Source organism: Streptomyces sp. NPDC049879 (assembly GCF_044461265.1).
Lineage (GTDB): Bacteria > Actinomycetota > Actinomycetes > Streptomycetales > Streptomycetaceae > Streptomyces.
On record NZ_JBITKT010000003.1, the window covers coordinates 825,418 to 842,061 of the forward strand.

Annotated in this window: 16 protein-coding genes; 4 read left to right on the top strand and 12 right to left on the bottom strand. The window is 74.5% G+C overall.

Features of this window, described 5'->3' with window-relative positions; translation table 11 throughout:
* Window positions 1-149 precede the first annotated feature (149 nt).
* Complete coding sequence (locus ACIBPC_RS14660; RefSeq protein WP_362964884.1) at window positions 150-593, top strand: cell division protein SepF; 444 nt, start codon at window positions 150-152, stop codon at window positions 591-593.
* Window positions 594-623: 30 nt separating this feature from the next.
* Here ACIBPC_RS14660 and ACIBPC_RS14665 read toward each other — a convergent pair whose 3' ends face one another.
* Both ACIBPC_RS14665 and ACIBPC_RS14670 read right to left on the bottom strand, forming a co-directional pair.
* Window positions 624-1,808: an acyl-CoA dehydrogenase family protein gene (locus tag ACIBPC_RS14665; RefSeq protein ID WP_398844284.1), complete on the bottom strand. Its 1,185-nt coding sequence runs from the start codon at window positions 1,806-1,808 to the stop codon at window positions 624-626.
* A 25-nt stretch (window positions 1,809-1,833) separates the two neighbouring features.
* Window positions 1,834-3,459, bottom strand: coding sequence for an MFS transporter (locus ACIBPC_RS14670; RefSeq protein ID WP_398844287.1), 1,626 nt, complete (start codon window positions 3,457-3,459; stop codon window positions 1,834-1,836).
* Between the two features lie 337 nt (window positions 3,460-3,796).
* Here ACIBPC_RS14670 and ACIBPC_RS14675 point away from each other — a divergent pair, with 337 nt between their 5' ends.
* Window positions 3,797-4,771 carry a phosphatase PAP2 family protein gene (locus ACIBPC_RS14675; RefSeq protein ID WP_398844288.1) on the top strand — a complete coding sequence of 325 codons (975 nt, stop codon included), beginning with the start codon at window positions 3,797-3,799 and terminating at the stop codon, window positions 4,769-4,771.
* A gap of 15 nt (window positions 4,772-4,786) precedes the next feature.
* On the opposite strand, the gene ACIBPC_RS14680 is transcribed toward ACIBPC_RS14675, so the two are convergent.
* Window positions 4,787-5,002: a hypothetical protein gene (locus ACIBPC_RS14680; RefSeq protein WP_398844291.1), complete on the bottom strand. Its 216-nt coding sequence runs from the start codon at window positions 5,000-5,002 to the stop codon at window positions 4,787-4,789.
* Window positions 5,003-5,448: 446 nt separating this feature from the next.
* Between ACIBPC_RS14680 and ACIBPC_RS14685 the strand changes: the two genes are divergently transcribed.
* Window positions 5,449-6,249, top strand: a complete 801-nt coding sequence (locus ACIBPC_RS14685) for a hypothetical protein (RefSeq protein WP_362964894.1) — start codon at window positions 5,449-5,451, stop codon at window positions 6,247-6,249.
* Between the two features lie 196 nt (window positions 6,250-6,445).
* Complete coding sequence (locus tag ACIBPC_RS14690; RefSeq protein WP_398844294.1) at window positions 6,446-6,742, top strand: hypothetical protein; 297 nt, start codon at window positions 6,446-6,448, stop codon at window positions 6,740-6,742.
* A 96-nt stretch (window positions 6,743-6,838) separates the two neighbouring features.
* On the opposite strand, the gene der is transcribed toward ACIBPC_RS14690, so the two are convergent.
* From der to ACIBPC_RS14735, 9 genes are all read right to left on the bottom strand, one after another.
* On the bottom strand, window positions 6,839-8,308 hold the full coding sequence (der, locus tag ACIBPC_RS14695) for a ribosome biogenesis GTPase Der (RefSeq protein WP_362964898.1): 1,470 nt from the start codon (window positions 8,306-8,308) through the stop codon (window positions 6,839-6,841).
* A 95-nt stretch (window positions 8,309-8,403) separates the two neighbouring features.
* Window positions 8,404-9,060 carry a lysophospholipid acyltransferase family protein gene (locus ACIBPC_RS14700; RefSeq protein ID WP_362964900.1) on the bottom strand — a complete coding sequence of 219 codons (657 nt, stop codon included), beginning with the start codon at window positions 9,058-9,060 and terminating at the stop codon, window positions 8,404-8,406.
* Window positions 9,057-9,779 carry a (d)CMP kinase gene (gene cmk, locus ACIBPC_RS14705; protein ID WP_362964902.1) on the bottom strand — a complete coding sequence of 241 codons (723 nt, stop codon included), beginning with the start codon at window positions 9,777-9,779 and terminating at the stop codon, window positions 9,057-9,059. Before cmk ends, ACIBPC_RS14700 begins: the two co-directional genes overlap by 4 nt.
* A 104-nt stretch (window positions 9,780-9,883) precedes the next feature.
* A complete protein-coding gene (locus tag ACIBPC_RS14710) occupies window positions 9,884-10,969 on the bottom strand; it encodes a prephenate dehydrogenase (protein WP_362964903.1) in 1,086 nt (361 codons plus the stop codon).
* Window positions 10,970-11,989 carry a pseudouridine synthase gene (locus tag ACIBPC_RS14715; protein WP_398844298.1) on the bottom strand — a complete coding sequence of 340 codons (1,020 nt, stop codon included), beginning with the start codon at window positions 11,987-11,989 and terminating at the stop codon, window positions 10,970-10,972.
* Window positions 11,989-12,693 carry an SMC-Scp complex subunit ScpB gene (gene scpB / locus ACIBPC_RS14720; protein ID WP_398844300.1) on the bottom strand — a complete coding sequence of 235 codons (705 nt, stop codon included), beginning with the start codon at window positions 12,691-12,693 and terminating at the stop codon, window positions 11,989-11,991. The genes ACIBPC_RS14715 and scpB overlap by 1 nt, the downstream gene beginning before the upstream one ends.
* On the bottom strand, window positions 12,690-13,979 hold the full coding sequence (locus ACIBPC_RS14725; RefSeq protein ID WP_398844387.1) for a segregation/condensation protein A: 1,290 nt from the start codon (window positions 13,977-13,979) through the stop codon (window positions 12,690-12,692). The genes scpB and ACIBPC_RS14725 overlap by 4 nt, the downstream gene beginning before the upstream one ends.
* Before the next feature lie 913 nt (window positions 13,980-14,892).
* Window positions 14,893-15,522: a hypothetical protein gene (locus ACIBPC_RS14730; protein ID WP_398844390.1), complete on the bottom strand. Its 630-nt coding sequence runs from the start codon at window positions 15,520-15,522 to the stop codon at window positions 14,893-14,895.
* Window positions 15,519-16,511 (bottom strand): ParA family protein, encoded by a 993-nt coding sequence (locus tag ACIBPC_RS14735; protein WP_398844392.1) that lies wholly within the window; start codon window positions 16,509-16,511, stop codon window positions 15,519-15,521. Before ACIBPC_RS14735 ends, ACIBPC_RS14730 begins: the two co-directional genes overlap by 4 nt.
* Window positions 16,512-16,644: the final 133 nt, after the last annotated feature.

The following is a 16,644-nucleotide window of genomic DNA, read 5'->3' on the forward strand; positions in this document are numbered from 1 at the left end:
CACCGCTGATGAAGCCCCACTTCGAATGCACCAGAACCGTCACGAAAACGGGATCTGATGGGCATACCCTTGGCGCATCATCCGCATGATGGACGACCATAGGGGGGATGCGGACGGGTACAAGCCGCCCGGGAGGAGAGGAGGCATCCATGGGATCGGTGCGAAAGGCGAGCGCCTGGCTCGGTCTCGTCGAGGACCGCGAGATGCGCTACTACGACGACGAGTACGCGGAGGGGCCCGAGCCCGGCGACGACGCCGGTCCGTGGACCACCGACCCGCGGGTCAGGGTCGCGGCCGAGGTCGCGCACGACCAGGGGGGCCGTATCGCCACGGTCACACCCGACGGATTCGGCGACGCCCGCCGGATCGGCGAGCTGTTCCGCGACGGGGTCCCCGTCGTGATCAACCTGACCGTCCTCGACTCCGCCGACGCCAAGCGCGTGGTGGACTTCGCGGCCGGTCTCACCTTCGGCCTGCGCGGGACGATCGAACGGGTCGCCAACCGCGTCTTCCTCCTCACCCCCGCCGACTACCAGATCGTCACCGCACAGCGCGACCGTTCCGCCGAGGACGGCTTCTACAACCAGAGCTGATCCGCTCCCGCCCCCACCGGGCGGAGCGGATCAGCCGCGGAACGCGTCGAGACCGGTGAGCGCCTTGCCGAGCACCAGCTGATGCATCTCGCTGGTGCCCTCGTAGGTGAGGACCGTCTCCAGGTTCGCCATGTGGCGCATCACCGGGTACTCCCACGAGATGCCGTTCGCCCCCAGGACGGTCCTGGCGGTGCGGCAGATGTCCAGCGCCTCGCGCACGTTGTTCAGCTTGCCGAGGCTCACCTGCTCGGGCAGCAGCCGCCCGGCGTCCATGCGGCGCCCGAGGTGCAGGGCGAGCAGCAGCCCCTTCTCCAGCTCCACCGCCATGTCCGCGAGCTTCGCCTGCGTCAGCTGGAAGGCGCCGATGGGCCGCCCGAACTGCTCCCGCGTCCCGGCGTACTCAAGCGCCGCGCGGAAGCACGTCCTGGCGGCGCCGAGCGCGCCCCAGACGATCCCGTACCGCGCGTGGCTCAGGCAGCTCAGCGGCGCCCGCAGCCCGCGCGCCTCGGGCAGCGCGGCGCCGGCGGGCAGCCGTACGCCGTCCAGGACCAGCTCGCTCGTCACCGAGGCGCGCAGCGAGCCCTTGTGCCGGATGGTGTGCGCCGTGAAGCCGGGCGTCGCGGCGGGGACGAGGAAGCCCCGCACGCCCTCGTCCGTCCTGGCCCAGACGACGGCGACATCGGCGATCGAGCCGTTGGTGATCCACATCTTGCGGCCGGTCAGGACCCAGTCGCCGCCGTCGCGCACCGCGCGGGTGCGCATGCCGGACGGGTCGGAGCCGTGGTCGGGCTCGGTGAGGGCGAAGCAGCCGATGGTCCCGCCGGACGCCATCCCGGGCAGCCAGGCGCGGCGCTGCTCCTCCGAGCCGTACCGGTGGATCGCGTACATGGCGAGTGAGCCCTGCACGGAGACGAGGGAGCGGATGCCCGAGTCCGCGGCTTCCAGCTCCAGGCACACCAGCCCGTACTGGACGGCCGACGCGCCCGCGCAGCCGTAGCCCCGCAGCGGCATCCCGAGCGCGCCCATGGCGCCCAGCTCGCGGGCCAGGCCGCGCGGGTCGGGCAGTTCGCCGCGCTCGTACCAGTCGGCGACGTACGGGAGCACCCGGTCCGCGGCCCAGCGGCGCGCGGTGGCGCGGACGGCGAGGTCGTCGTCGCCGAGCAGTTCGTCGATGCCGAGCGGGTCGGCGGGATCGAAGGCGGGACGGTCCGGCACGCGGGACCCCTTCCCTTGCGTCGTCTCAGCTGTCGGCGCGCGGGACGGGCCCTGCCGCACCCGCGCGTCCCGCGACGCTACGGGCCGGTAACGCGGGAGGGCAAGCGGACGGCGCCCGCGTCTCCTCGTCCGGCGCCCGCAGGTCGCGCGGCAGGCGCCTGGCGGCGACGGCGCCCGCGAGCAGCAGGACGGCGCTGACCAGCAGCGTCGTCTTCATGCCGTGGACGAACGCGTCGCGCGCCGCCTGCCGCAGCGCCTCCCCCGCCCCGCCGCCGACGCGCGAGGCGACCGTGTACGCCTCGCCGAGCGAGTGCCCCGCGGCTGCGCTCTCGTCCCCCCTGACGCCCTTGAAACGGTGGACGGCGGGCCCGTACACGGCGTTCATGATGCTGCCGAGGACGGCGATGCCGAGGCCCGCGCCGAACTGGTAGGCCGTCTCGCCGATCGCCGCCGCCCCGCCCGCCTGCCGCACCGGGACGTCGCTCAGCATCGACTCGTAGGAGGCGAACAGCGTCGTCTCCAGGCCGAAGCCGAGCAGCACGAAGCCGGTCACCATGAGGACAGGCCGGTCGTGGCCGTCCAGGCAGGTCAGCGTCAGGACGGCCACCGCCGTCAGGACGAACCCGGCGGTCACCATCAGGCGCGGCCCGAGGGCCGTCAGCAGGCGCGACCCGGCGAGCCCGGCGGCGATGGCCGCCACGCTGAGCGGCAGCAGGCGCAGCCCCGTCTGGAGCGGCGAGAGCCCGAGGACGAGCTGCAGGTACTGCGCCGCGACGAGCGCGAGGCCGACGAGCGCCAGCACCGTCAGCACGATGCAGCCGACCGCCGTGCCGAACGCGGGCCTGGCGAACGACGACAGGTCGATCAGCGGCTCGGGCAGCCGCCGCTGGCGCCGCGCGAACAGGACGAGCAGCAGCGCCCCGCCGCCCGCCGCCAGCGCGGTCCCCGGCGTGAACAGGTCGCCGCCGCCCGCCCGTTTGACCGCGAGGATCACGGCGAAGAGCCCGCAGGCCGCCATCAGCGCGCCCGTGACGTCCCACGGGCCGGTCCTGTCGCCCGTGGACTCGGGCAGCAGCAGGCGCGCCACGGGCAGGCAGGCGGCCATCAGCGGCAGGTTGACGAGGAAGACCGAGCCCCACCAGAAGTGTTCGAGCAGGACACCGCCGACCAGCGGGCCGATCGCCGCGCCCACGGCGGCGACGGCGCTCCAGATGCCGACGGCCAGGGCACGTTCGCGCCGGTCGGGGAAGACCTGCCGGAGGAGGGACAGCGTGGCGGGCATGATCATCGCGCCGCCCGCGCCGAGCAGCACGCGCGCGGCTATGAGCGTCCCGGGCCCGGGGGCGTACGCGGCGGCGGCGGACGCGAGGGCGAAGCAGCCGTAGCCGGCCAGCAGCACGCGGCGGCGGCCGACGCGGTCGCCGAGGGTGCCGAAGAGGATCAGGAGCGAGGCGCAGGCGAGGGGGTACGCGTCGACGATCCACAGGAGTTCGACGCCGCTCGGCCGCAGGTCCTCGGTCACGGCGGGGACGGCGACGTGCAGCACGGTCGCGTCGATCGCGACGACCAGCAGGCTCACGCAGAGGACGACCAGGACCGTCCAGCGGTTACGGGCACCGCGACAGGCTCCGGGCGGGACGATCCCGGACATCGACGCACCTTTCCTCCGCGCGCGCGGACGGCGGTCCCGCGCCACCACGGGGGACTCCCGGCGGCACGCGCGGCGCCGGGCACGGTGGTTGCGGGCGGATGGTCAGACAGACTACGGCAGCGCGTCACCGGGACAAGGGGCGGCGTTCACCCACCGGGCACGGGAAAAACTCCCGCACGGCTCACCCGAATTGGCCGGAACGGAATTCCGGGACGCCGCGCATTCCATGCAGCGAAGCGAAGCCGGGTGGGTGAATTGACGGGCCATACATCACATAGCCATTACGAAGGCGGGGCCGCGCAGGAGGGCCGCTATCACGGGCTGTAATCTTGAAAAAGTGCGTACCGACCGACTCCTCGCCCGCCTCGAACAGGAGCCTCAGCCACCCGACGCGCCGGCTCCCGTGATGAGCCGCACGCGCGTCGCGCTGCTGTGGGCCACCCTGGGCTTCTACGCGGCCATCGTGGCGGCGGTCCTGAGCACGTCCTGGCTGGTCCGGCTGGACTGGCAGGTGATGCTGTTCCGGCCGTACAAGCAGTGGCCGGAGATGCACGCGTTCCTCGACTACTTCGTCGTCCTCGGCCAGCGCGGCCCGACCGCCGCGCTGGTCGTGGCATGGCTGGGCTGGCGCTCCTGGCGCACGCGGACCCCGCGCCCGCTGCTGGTGATGGCCTGCGCGCTGCTGCTGCTGAACGTCACGGTGGGCGCCGCGAAGATCGGCATGGGCCGCGAGGGCCCGCACTACGCGACGGTCATGGGCTCGAACGAGATGTTCCTGACCGGCGATATATTTCCCTCCGGCCACACCGCCAACGCCGTCGTGACCTGGGGAATCCTCGCCTATCTGGCCACCACCCCCCGCGCCAGGCGCGGCCTGTCGGTCATCGCCGCCCTGTGCGCCCTCGGCGTCGGCGCGACGACCGTCTACCTCGGTACGCACTGGGTGAGCGACGTGCTGCTCGGCTGGGCCGCCGGCCTGCTGATCCTGCTGGCGCTCCCGTGGTGCGAGCCGGTCATCACGCACGTCGAACGGCTCCTCCTGACCCTCTGGGGCCACGCCCTGGGGACGGCCTCGCGGCGGCCAGGCACCGGGGCGGCGCGCCCGCTGGGTGTCACGCCGCTCGCGGCGACCGCCTCCGTGCGGGTGCCGGAGGAGCAGCTGACCGGGGCGGGCGAGCCCGCGCGGCTCGCGAAGATCCGCCTCCGCCCGGCCACCGCGCACCCCCACCAGGTCGCGCACCCGCACCAGCCCGACCATCCGGGCCACCCCGGGCACCCGGAGCACCCGGCACGGCCCGTCGGGAGCCACTGAGGCCCCCGGTGGGGGTCAGCCCTGCCAGCAGCGCACGACCTCGCCGTCGCGCACGGCGAGGTTGAGCCGCCCCGGCATGAACTCCATGGTGACGATCGCGTCGGGCGCCAACCTCCGGACGCGGGGCCAGCCCCGTTCCGTGGCGGAGCGCTCGGCGTCGTCGGCGCGCATGCCGACGTAGCGGTCGGGGACGTCCTGCGGCGGCTGCGGCGGCCTGGGTACGGGAGCCATGCCGCCACCGTACGGCCTCGGCCGGACCACCCGGAAGTCCCACCGGGATCGGCGAACTGTCACGCTTCTGTCACAGCGGAACCCCGCGCCACCCGTTCGGCCCAACAGGGCCTTCGCGTTCGCACGGCCTGCCGCAATTCCCCTCCGGCCCGGCGCCCCGCACAATTCCCGCGCCTTTTCCCGCACGCGGCGAAATCAGCCCGCGCCACCTCGAATTCACCTTTCCGGTGAACAGCGGGAACGGCGGGACCCGGCGGCGTCGCCCTCCCCGGCCGGGCGCGCCCGCGCCCGGGCACGGCGCCGGGCAGGATTGGCCGCCCCGCGGGCGTGACCCGGGCGCCGTCCCGTCCGTTGAGCACGGGGCACCTCGCCGCCCGCGGCGGGGCGCCCGAGATGCCACAGCCCGAACCGACCACAGCCCGAACCGAGGAGCGACAGTGTCCCCCTTGCTCGACGTCAGCGACGACGTACGCGCCGAGATCGGCGACGAAGAGGCCGAACGGCTGCTCGCCGGCGAGAACGCCCCGGGAAGCTACGACTGCACCTCCTGCCGTACCCCGGGCAACACCGAGCAGGAGCGCACCAGCACGGTCCTCTTCGTCGGGGACGAGACCGCCGTCCTCGCCTTCGCGCACGCCTCCTGCATCCCCTCCCAGGTCGTGACGGTCTCCGAGGAGCAGCTCAAGGGCGCGGTCAGGTCCCTGACCGGCGACAGCCCCGTGGGCGGCGTGCCCGCGCAGGCCACCGCCCCCGGCGGTCTCCCCGAACCGCAGCCAGAGCAGGCCGTGCTGGGCGTGACGTGCGGGCAGATCCTCGTCGAGGAGCAGCTGTACCCGGCGATCGTCGTCGAGCCGACGGGCCCGATCGCCCGCCCCGGCACGGAAGGTCCTGGCGACGACTTCCTGCCCCTGCTGATCGAGGCGGGCTTCGTGCCCGTCACCGATGTCGCGACGCCGCCGCAGAAGCTGCCCGGCTGGTCCGTGCTGGTCGCCATGGGGCAGCTGCACGCGGTGCTCCAGGCCAACCCGGGCGGCCAGCCGCTCGCCTGGTGGCAGGCGCACCAGCCGCTCGCCGTGACGGACGGCTGGCGGGCGAGCGCGAACCAGCGGGGCACCGTGCTCGTCTACTGCGCCCCGGCCGGTGCCATCGGGCAGCAGCCGCGCGAGGACCTGATGCGGGAGGCCCTGGAGAAGGCCGCGGCGGGCGGGCTGCTGGTCGCCGCCGCGATGCCGCTCGCCGGTACCTGATCCGGTACGCGCGCCCCGGCGCGGGCGCGCGGGCGGGCGCCCGGGGGCGGCTCCTGGCTGGGACGATCGGGTAGAAGCGGTTCCGCGGCCCGCATCCGTCGGGCGCGCCGCTCGTTGGAGGGGCGTGCACCCATATGACCCTTCCCGACCGCAGCACTCCCCCCGGCACGCGACGTCCCGCACCGGCATCCCCGGCATGCGGGCGCCCTACGAGCACGCGGTGACGTCGGAGACCCCGATCTTCGACGCGCTGTGCGCCGAGTACCGGCGGCTGTTCCGGTCCCTGCCGGGGGACCGTTCGGGAGAGGAGCATCTGGCGTTCGTCGCCTTCGGCTCGTTCCACGGCGCGCACCACGGCCAGGGCAGCGCGCTCGCGGCGTACGGGTACGGCACCGCCGGGTCGCTCCACGCGCCCGCCGTGCTCGTCCCCGCGGTGCTGCCGCCGACGCGGCAGGACCCCGGGCGGCACTCGTCGTCGTCCCAGAGCCTGTGACGGCACCGGGCGCCGGAGCGGCACGCACAGCAGGCACGAGCAAGGGGAAGGGCCGCGCAGCCGCGCGGCCCTTCCCCTTGTGCCATCCGCCCCCCACTACTTCTTGGCGCGCCCGCGCTTCTCCCGCACGCGCACGGACACGTGGATCGGCGTGCCCTCGAAGCCGAACTCCTCGCGCAGCCGCCGCTCCAGGAAGCGCCGGTAGCCCGCCTCCAGGAAGCCCGACGCGAACAGCACGAAGCGCGGCGGGCGCGTGCCCGCCTGGGTGCCGAAGAGGATGCGCGGCTGCTTGCCGCCCCGCACCGGGTGCGGGTGGGCGGCGACGATCTCGCCGAGGAACGCGTTCAGCTTGCCCGTCGGGATGCGGCTCTCCCAGCTGGCGAGCGCGGTCTCGATGGCCGGGACGAGCTTCTCCATGTGGCGGCCGGTGCGCGCGGAGATGTTCACGCGCGGCGCCCACTGGACCTGGACCAGCTCCTGCTCGATCTCGCGCTCCAGGTAGAAGCGGCGCTCGTCGTCGAGCTGGTCCCACTTGTTGTACGCGATCACCAGGGCGCGTCCGGCGTCCACGGCCATGGTGATGATGCGGGTGTCCTGGACGCTGATCGGCTCGGTCACGTCGATCAGGACGACCGCCGCCTCCGCCTTCTCCAGCGCGGCGGCCGTGCGCAGCGACGCGTAGTAGTCGGCGCCGTCCTGGAGGTGGACGCGGCGCCTGATGCCCGCCGTGTCGACGAAGCGCCATGTCGTGCCGCCGAGGTCGATCAGCTCGTCCACCGGGTCCCTGGTGGTGCCCGCGGTCGGGTCCACCACCACCCGCTCCTCGCCCGCGACCTTGTTCAGCAGCGACGACTTGCCGACGTTGGGGCGCCCGATCAGCGCGATGCGGCGCGGGCCGCCCACGGTGACGCCGAACGTCTCGCGGGGCGCCTCGGGCAGCACGTCGAGGACCTTGTCGAGCATGTCGCCCGTGCCGCGCCCGTGGAGCGCGGAGACGGGCTGCGGCTCGCCGAGGCCGAGGGACCACAGGTAGGCGGCGTCGGACTCCATGTTGGGGCCGTCCACCTTGTTCGCGCACAGCACGACGGGCTTCCCCGAGCGGCGCAGCAGCTTGACGACGGCCTCGTCCGTGTCGGTGGCGCCGACCGTGGCGTCCACGACGAGGACGACCGCGTCGGCCGCCTCGATGGCGAACTCGGCCTGGGCCGCCACGGACGCCTGGATGCCCAGGACGTCCTGCTCCCAGCCGCCGGTGTCGACCACCTTGAAGCGGCGGCCCGACCACTCGGCCTCGTAGGTCACGCGGTCGCGGGTCACGCCGGGACGGTCCTCGACGACGGCCTCGCGGCGGCCGAGGATGCGGTTGACGAGCGTGGACTTCCCGACGTTCGGGCGGCCGACGACGGCCAGCACGGGCAGCGGGCCCGCCGAGGCGGCGGCCAGCTCACCGGCGATCTCGTCGGCCTCGAAGCCCTCCTCGGCCGCGAGGGCCATGAACTCCTCGTACTCGGCGCCCCCGAGGGCACCGTGCGGGGCATCGGTGCCTGGGTGGTTCTGGTCGGTCATGGAGTTCAGTACCTCGTGTCGGTGTGCGTTGTCGGGGCTGTGCTGTCGGGGCGGGAACGGCGCGGCGCGCGGTGTCCCCCGGTGTCCAGTGTCGCTCAGCGGCCGGTGAGACGGCGGGCGTCCTTCAGATGCGTGGTCAGCCGCTCCTGTATGCGTACGGTCGCGTCGTCCAGCGCCGCCCGCGTACGCCGTCCCCCGGCCGCGCCCTCGGGCGTGACGGTGAACGGGTCGCCGAAGACGACGTCGATGCGGCTGCGCAGCGGCGGCATGCCGGGCACGAGGCGGCCGCGCCGCTCGTTGCTGCCGAGGACGGCCACCGGCACGACGGGCGCGCCCGAGCGCAGCGCGAAGTACGCCAGTCCGGCCCGCAGGGCGGCGAAGTCGCCCTCGGTGCGGGTGCCCTCGGGGAATATCCCCAGAACACCGCCGCCCTTCAGGATGTCGAGCGCCCCGGTGACGGCTGCGCGGTCCGTGCCCTTCCGGTCGACGCTGAGCTGCCCGATGCCGCGCAGGAACGAGCCGACCGGGCCGACGAACGCCTCCTTCTTGACCAGGAAGCTCACCGGCCGGGGCGACGTCCCCATCAGGACGGGTCCGTCGACGTTGTGCGTGTGGTTGACCGCGAGGATGACCGGGCCGCCCGGCGGGACCCGCCAGGCGCCCAGCACGCGCGGGCGGAAGGCACCGTTGATGATCCCGATGGCCAGCCTGCGTCCGGTGGCCGCGCCCCTGCCGGCGCCGGGTGCGGTCACCTCGGCCGCCGCTTCCCGTCCACCAGCTCCGCGACCCGTTCGACGACCTGGTCGAGGGTCAGCTCGGTGGTGTCCACCTCGATGGCGTCGGCGGCCTTGGCGAGCGGGGACGTCTTGCGGCCCGAGTCGGCGGCGTCGCGGCGGACGAGCGCGGCACGGGTGGCGGCCACGTCGGCGGCCTCGGCGCCCGTCAGCTCGGCGCTGCGGCGGGCGGCCCGCGCCTCGGCGGACGCGGTGAGGAAGATCTTGACGTCCGCGTCCGGCAGCACGGTGGTGCCGATGTCGCGGCCCTCGACGACGATGCCCCCGCCCGCCCCGGCGGCGATGGTGCGCTGGAGCCCGGTGACGCGCGTACGGACCTCGGGGACGGCGCTGACGGCGCTGACGGCGGCGGTGACGGCGCGGCCGCGGATCGGGGCGGCGACGTCCGTGCCGTCCACGGTGATGGTGGGCGCGCGCGGGTCGGTGCCCGAGACGATGACGGGCTTGGCCGCGGCGGCGGCGACGGCGGCCTGGTCGGCGACGTCGACGCCGTTCTCCAGCATCCACCAGGTCATCGCGCGGTACTGGGCGCCGGTGTCGAGGTAGCCGAGTCCGAGCCGGACGGCGACGGCCTTCGAGGTGCTCGACTTGCCCGTGCCCGACGGGCCGTCGATGGCGACGATGACGGGGTTCCCGGCCGGGGGGACGGTCGTGGGAACAGCCTCGGGAACAGCCACGGGGGGTGCGCACCTTTCTCACATGCCGGCCTGCGCCAGACAGCGCGGCGGGGACGGGACCGGCCGCCCCCGGGGAAGAAGGGTACCGGTCCCGCCGCGGAGCCCTACTGCCGGATCGGCCAGCCCCGCTGCCGCAGGGCGGCGATGAGCCCGGGGGCCGCCGTGGGCTCCACCATGAGCTGCACGAGACCGGCCTGCTGCCCGGTGGCGTGCTCGATGCGGACATCCTCCACGTTGACGCCCGCGCTGCCCGCGTCCGCGAAGATCCTGGCCAGCTCGCCCGGCCGGTCGCTGATGTGGACGGCGACGGTCTCGTACGCGGCGGGCGCCGCGCCGTGCTTGCCCGGGACGCGGTCCTGCCCTGCGCGGCCGCGCCGCAGCAGCTCCTCGACGGCGGTGAACCCGGCGTCGCGCTTCGCGTCGTCGGCGGACTCCAGGGCCCGCAGCGCCCGTACGGCCTCCTCCAGGTCGGCGGCCACCTCGGCGAGCACGTCGGCGACCGGTCCCGGGTTGCTGCTGAGGATGTCCAGCCACATCCGGGGATCGGACGCGGCGACGCGGGTGACGTCCCGCAGGCCCTGCCCGCTCAGCCGGACGGCGGACTCGGCCGCGTTCTCCAGCCGCGCCGCGACCAGGCTGGAGACCAGCTGCGGCGTGTGGGAGACGAGGGCGACGGCGCGGTCGTGCGCGTCGGCGTCCATCACGACGGGGACGGCGCGGCAGAGCGCGACGAGTTCCAGCGCCAGGTTCAGCACCTCGGTGTCGCTGCCGGGCGTCGGGGTCAGGACCCAGGGCCTGCCCTCGAAGAGGTCGGCGGTCGCGGCGAGCGGCCCGGACCGCTCCTTGCCCGACATCGGGTGCGTGCCGAGGTAGCTGTCCAGGTCGCCGCCGAGGTCGGCCAGCTCGCGGCGCGGGCCTCCCTTGACACTGCCCACGTCCACGTAGCCGCGGGCCGCGTCGCGCTTCTGGAGCGCGGCGAGAGTCCTGGCGATGTGGGCGGGGGGGACGGCGACGACGGCCAGGTCCACCGGTCCCGCGGGCGGCTCGTCCGTCCCCGCGCCCAGGGCGGCGGCGGTCTTCGGCTGGTCGGGGTCGTGGTCCTCCAGGTGCACCCGGACGCCGCGCGCGGACAGCGCGAGCGCCACGGACGTGCCGATGAGGCCGGTGCCGACGACGAGTGCGGTGCGCATCTACAGACCGACCTCCTTCATGAGGCGGCCGACCTCGGTGTGGGTCATGCGGCGCAGCCAGCCCGACTTCTGGTCGCCGAGCGCGATCGGGCCGAAGTGGGTGCGGACGAGCTTGTCCACGGGGAAACCGGCTTCGGAGAGCATGCGGCGCACGATGTGCTTGCGGCCCTCGTGCAGGACGACCTCGACGAGGTAGTCGCGGCCCGTGTTCTCGACCACGCGGAAGTGGTCGGCGCGGGCGTAGCCGTCCTCCAGCTGGATGCCCTCCTTGAGCTGCTTGCCCAGGTCGCGCGGGATGGGCCCGCGGATGGCGGCCAGGTACGTCTTGGTGACGCCGTACCGGGGGTGCGTCAGGCGGTGGGCAAGCTCGCCGTGGTTGGTGAGCAGGATGATGCCCTCGGTCTCGGTGTCGAGCCGCCCGACGTGGAAGAGCCGCGTCTCGCGGTTCTGCACGTAGTCGCCCAGGCACTGGCGGCCCTCGGGGTCCTCCATGGAGGAGACGACGCCCGCCGGCTTGTTGAGGGCGAAGAAGAGGTACGACTGCGCGGCGACGGTCAGGCCGTCCACCTTGATCTCGTCCTTCTCGACGTCCACACGGCGGCCCTGCTCCGTGACGATCTTGCCGTTGACCTCCACGCGGCGCTGCTCGATCAGCTCCTCGCAGGCGCGCCGCGAGCCGAGACCGGCACGGGCGAGCACCTTCTGCAGCCGCTCGCCCTCCTGGTCGCCGAAGGTCTTCGGCAGCTTCGCGGCGGGCCCCGCGTGCCGCTCGCGGTTGCGGTCCTCCAGCAGCGCCTCGTACTCACGGGAGCGTGCGGGCGCGGCGGGACGGCGCTTGCCCTGACCCCTGCCCTGGCCCTTGCCCCCGCCCTGGGCGGCCCCCGGCCGCCCGGCGCCGGACTGGCCCTGGCCGTGGCGGCGCTCCTCGGGGCGGGGGCGGCCCGCCCCCTGCCGCCGGTCGTCGCGGTCGTTGCCCGCGCCCCGGTAGTTCCGGTCGTTGTTCCTGCCACTGCTTCGCATCAATGATCCGTCGGTGAGTCGCCGCTGTCGTCTGCATCTGCATCCACGCTGAACGACGGCACGCCCTCCCGGCTCTCGCCCTCGACCTGGTCGGCCTCCGGGAGGAAAGGGGCGAGCTCGGGCAGTTCGTCCAGGCCGCGCAGGCCCATCCGCTCCAGGAAGTAGTGCGTCGTCCCATACAGGATCGCACCTGTTTCGGGTTCGGTGCCCGCCTCGGCCACCAGCCCCCGCTGGAGCAGGGTGCGCATGACGCCGTCGCAGTTGACTCCCCGGATGGCGGACACGCGGGAACGGCTCACCGGCTGGCGGTACGCGACGACCGCGAGCGTCTCCAGCGCGGCCTGGGTGAGGCGGGCGTGCTGGCCGTCCAGGACGAAGCCCTCGACGGCCGGGGCGTACGCGGGGCGCGCGTAGAACCGCCAGCCGCCCGCCACCTGCCGCAGCTCGAAGCCGCGCTCCTGCGCGGTGTACTCGTCGGCCAGCTCGCGCAGGGCGGCGGCCACGGCGCGCCTGGGGCGGCCGAGGACCTTCGCGAGGTGGTCCTCGGTGGCGGGCTCGTCCACGACCATGAGGACGGCTTCGAGCGCCGGGCGCAGCGGCAGCGCGGCGGCGCCGTCCGGGGGCGCGGCGGCTTCGGTGTCCCGGGGGGCTTCGGTGTCCCGGGGGGCCTCGGTGGCCGTGGCGGCCTCGGTGTCTGCGGTCATTCCTGCGCGTCCTTCCCTTCGGCGGGCGCCGCGGTCTCCTGGTCGAACTCGTCCGTGACCAGCGGCCGGTCCCCCGCCGCCGTACCGCTCCAGCGGACCAGCAGGGGGCCGAGCGCCTCGTCCTGGTCGAGGGCGACGGCCCGCTCCCGGTACAGCTCCAGGAGGGCGAGGAAGCGGGCGACGACGGTGAGGGTGTCGGGGGCGTCCCTGGTCAGCTCGGCGAACGTCGCCTCGCCCGCCTCGCGCAGGCGGCCGATGACGATGTCCGCCTGCTCGCGGACGCTGACCAGCGGCGCGTGGATGTGGTCGACGTACACCTGGGGCTTGGGCTTCGGCTGCATGGCCTTGACGGCGAGGCGCGCGAAGCCCTCGGGGCCGAGGCGGATGACGACCTCGGGGAGCAGCTCGGCGTGGTGCGGTTCGAGGCCGACCGTGCGGGGGTGGCGGAGTGCCTCGGCGGCGAGGCGGTCCGCGAGGATGCCGGCCACCTTCTTGTACGCGCGGTACTGGAGGAGGCGGGCGAAGAGCAGGTCGCGCGCTTCGAGGAGCGCGAGGTCCGCCTCGTCCTCCACCTCGGCGGTGGGCAGGAGCCGCGCGGCCTTGAGGTCGAGGAGGGTCGCGGCGACGACGAGGAACTCGGTGGTCTGGTCGAGGTCCCAGTCGGGGCCCATGGCGCGGATGTGGGCCATGAAGTCGTCGGTGACGCGGGAGAGCGCCACCTCGGTGACGTCCATCTTGTGCCGCGAGATGAGCTGGAGGAGCAGGTCGAAGGGGCCTTCGAAGTTCTCCAGGACGACCTTGAACCGGCCGTCGTCGGGCTGGTCGCCGACAGGGGGCGCGCCGGGCGGGCCCGCCTGGGCGGGAACGGCGGGGCGCGCCGGGGCTCCGCCGTCCCCGGTCCTGGGCCGGGGCGGTGCGGCGCCCGGCCCGTCCGCCGCGTCATCGGCCGCCCGCGCCGGGGCCGGGCCCTCGCCGGCACGCCTGCCCGAGGGGATCCGCGTGCCTTCGGACGTGCCGGCACCCACTGCATCGGCACGTCCACCCGAAAGGACAGTGGCAGACGCCACAGGACGCTCACCGGTCCGCGTACCTGCGGACGACTCTTCAGAAGCGCCCACCCCGTCCGCCGCGTCACCGGAAGGCGCCAGGGAGTACGCGGCATCGCGTGCGCCGCCCGCCCGAGACGGGCCGACAGCCGCGCCGGAACGCACGCTGGCCTCCGTGCCCTCGGACGGCTCCCCCGCCGTGACGGCGTTTGCGGCATCGGCGCGTCCACCGGAGAGCATGGCGGCGGACGGCACGGGGCGCTCACCGCCTCGCACGCCTCCGGGCGACTCCTCCGAGGCGCCCGACACCTTGACGCCTGCACCGGAACGCGCGGCACCCCGTGCGCCCTCGGGCGACTCCCCCGAGGCGCTCGGCCCGTCTGCCGTTGTGCCGGGAGATGTCGGCGGCCACGCGGCGTTGCGTACGTCGCCCCCGGCATCGGGTCGCACGCCGGTATGCGCGCTGCCGCCTGACTCCCCCGCGCCTTCCGATCGGTCTCCGGCGCTGTCGGCCTCATCGGGGCGGTCGAGTGCGCCACCGTCCGCCCGAGGCGAGGCCGTGCGCACATCAGCGCGTCCGCCCGGAACGACGGCGGCGGACGGCACAGGACGCTCACCGCCCTGCGCGCCTCCGGGCAACTCTCCGGAAGCGCCCACCTCTTCCGCCGCGGTGTCGGAAGGCGACGGGGGGTACGCGGCATCGCGTGCGCCGTCTGCCCAGGACAGGTCCACACCCGCGCCGGAGGGCGCGTCCTCGGGCGGCCCCTCCGCGGTGACGGCATCCGCCGCGTCGCCGCGCCTGCCCGATGGGACGGCGGCGGTGTCGCCCGGACCCGTGTCGGAGCGGCCGGGCGCCTCGGCGGGCGTTGTCGGGTGCGCGGTGTCCGGGGCGGGAGTGTCGTCTCCCGCGCGGGAAAGGTCCGTGCTCGGCGGAGTGGCGGCGGGCGGCTCGTCCGTCCCGCCGTCGGAGGGCGGCAGGGGGTGCGCGGCGTCTTCCGTCCGGGGCGGGGGCGGTACGGCCTCCGGCTCGGTGTGCGGCTGCGTGGGCGGCGCCGTTCCCGGGCCGAGGCCGAGGGAACGGCGGCGGCGGGGATCGGGGGCGGGCGGGGTCATCGCGGGGCAGACTACCGCGCCGTATCGGGCGAAGCGGACGTCAGCGACCGCGCAGGCGGCGCACGAGGATGCTCGCGTCGCCACGCGACTCGAGGTCGGCGAGGACGACCGCGACGGCTTCCCTGACGATGCGGCCGCGGTCCACCGCGAGGCCGTGCTCGCCGCGCAGGACGAGACGCGCGTGTTCGAGGTCCATCAGTTCCTCGGCGGAGACGTAGACCGTGATCTTCTCGTCGTGCCGCTCCCGGCCGCTCGGGCGGCGCGCGGCCCGGCCGCGGCGGCCCGAGGACTGGGCGCCCTGGGCGTTCTGGGCAGCGCCGGAACCGGCGCCGCCCCTCGTCTGCTTGGGCGGCCCGGAGGCGCCGCCGCCTCCCGCCGGGGCGCTCCCGCCGCCTGCGGGGGCGGCCGGTTCGCGCTGCTGGCGCGCCTGGGGGCCGCCGCCCCCGGGCGCCCGGTCGGCGGCGGGCCTGCCCCTGCGGGAGTCCTCCGCCGTGCCGCCCGCGGTCTCCTCGCCGCCGGGAGCGGCGGCGGGCTGCTGCTCGGCCGCGGGGGCGGGCAGCCGTGGGGTGGCGCCGTTGTCCTGGGCCCCGCCGCCGTCGTGCGGGGTCGAGGGCTGCACGGCGGCCCCACCGGTGGTACGGAAGAGTTCGTCAGCCGCCGGGAGACTCACTCGGCGTGGCACCGGGCGAGCACCTCCCTTGCGAGCTGGCGGTAGGCGGCGGCGCCGACGGAGTTGGACGCGTAGGTGGTGATGGGCTCGCCGGCCACCGTCGTCTCGGGGAAGCGGACGGTGCGGCCGATGACGGTGTGGTACACGTTGTCGTCGAACGCCTCGACGACGCGCGCGAGGACCTCGCGGCTGTGGACCGTGCGCGAGTCGTACATCGTCGCCAGGATGCCGTCGAGGTGCAGGCCGGGGTTGAGCCGCTCCTGGACCTTCTCGATGGTCTCGGTGAGCAGCGCGACGCCGCGCAGCGCGAAGAACTCGCACTCCAGCGGCACGATCACCTTGTCCGCGGCGGTGAGCGCGTTCACCGTCAGCAGGCCGAGGGACGGCTGGCAGTCGATGATGATGAAGTCGTAGTCGGCGAGCAGCGGTTGCAGGGCGCGCTGGAGCGTGGACTCGCGGGCGACCTCGCTGACGAGCTGGACCTCGGCGGCGGACAGGTCGATGTTGCTCGGCAGCAGGTCCATCCCGGCGACGGCCGTCTTGAGGAGCACCTCGTCGGGCGCCATCCCCCGCTCCATGAGCAGGTTGTAGATGGTGAGGTCGAGTTCCATCGGGTTGACGCCGAGGCCGACCGAGAGGGCGCCCTGCGGGTCGAAGTCCACGAGCAGGACGCGGCGTCCGTACTCGGCGAGCGCGGCACCCAGGTTGATGGCGGAGGTGGTCTTGCCGACGCCGCCCTTCTGGTTGCACATGGCGATGATCTTGGCCGGGCCGCGCTCGGTGAGCGGTCCCGGGATCGGGAAGTACGGGAGCGGGCGGCCGGTGGGCCCGATGCGCTCGCGCCGCTGGCGCGCCGCGTCGGGCGCGATGGTGGCCGCGTACTCGGGGTCGGGCTCGTACTCGGCGTCGGGGTCGTAGAACTGCCCGTCGGGCAGCTCTTCGTAGTCGGGGAAACGGTCGGCGTCGCCGGCCGTGCGGTCCGCTGCCATGGGCGTGGTCACATGGCTGTCCGTGCTCTGATGCGCAGTCATGCTCGGTTGGCTCTGGTGGGTTGCGAAGGTATGGACGGCGACGGAGCCCAGGCCCGCGTGATCCGGGGCGCCGTGGCGCCCAGCCTGGACC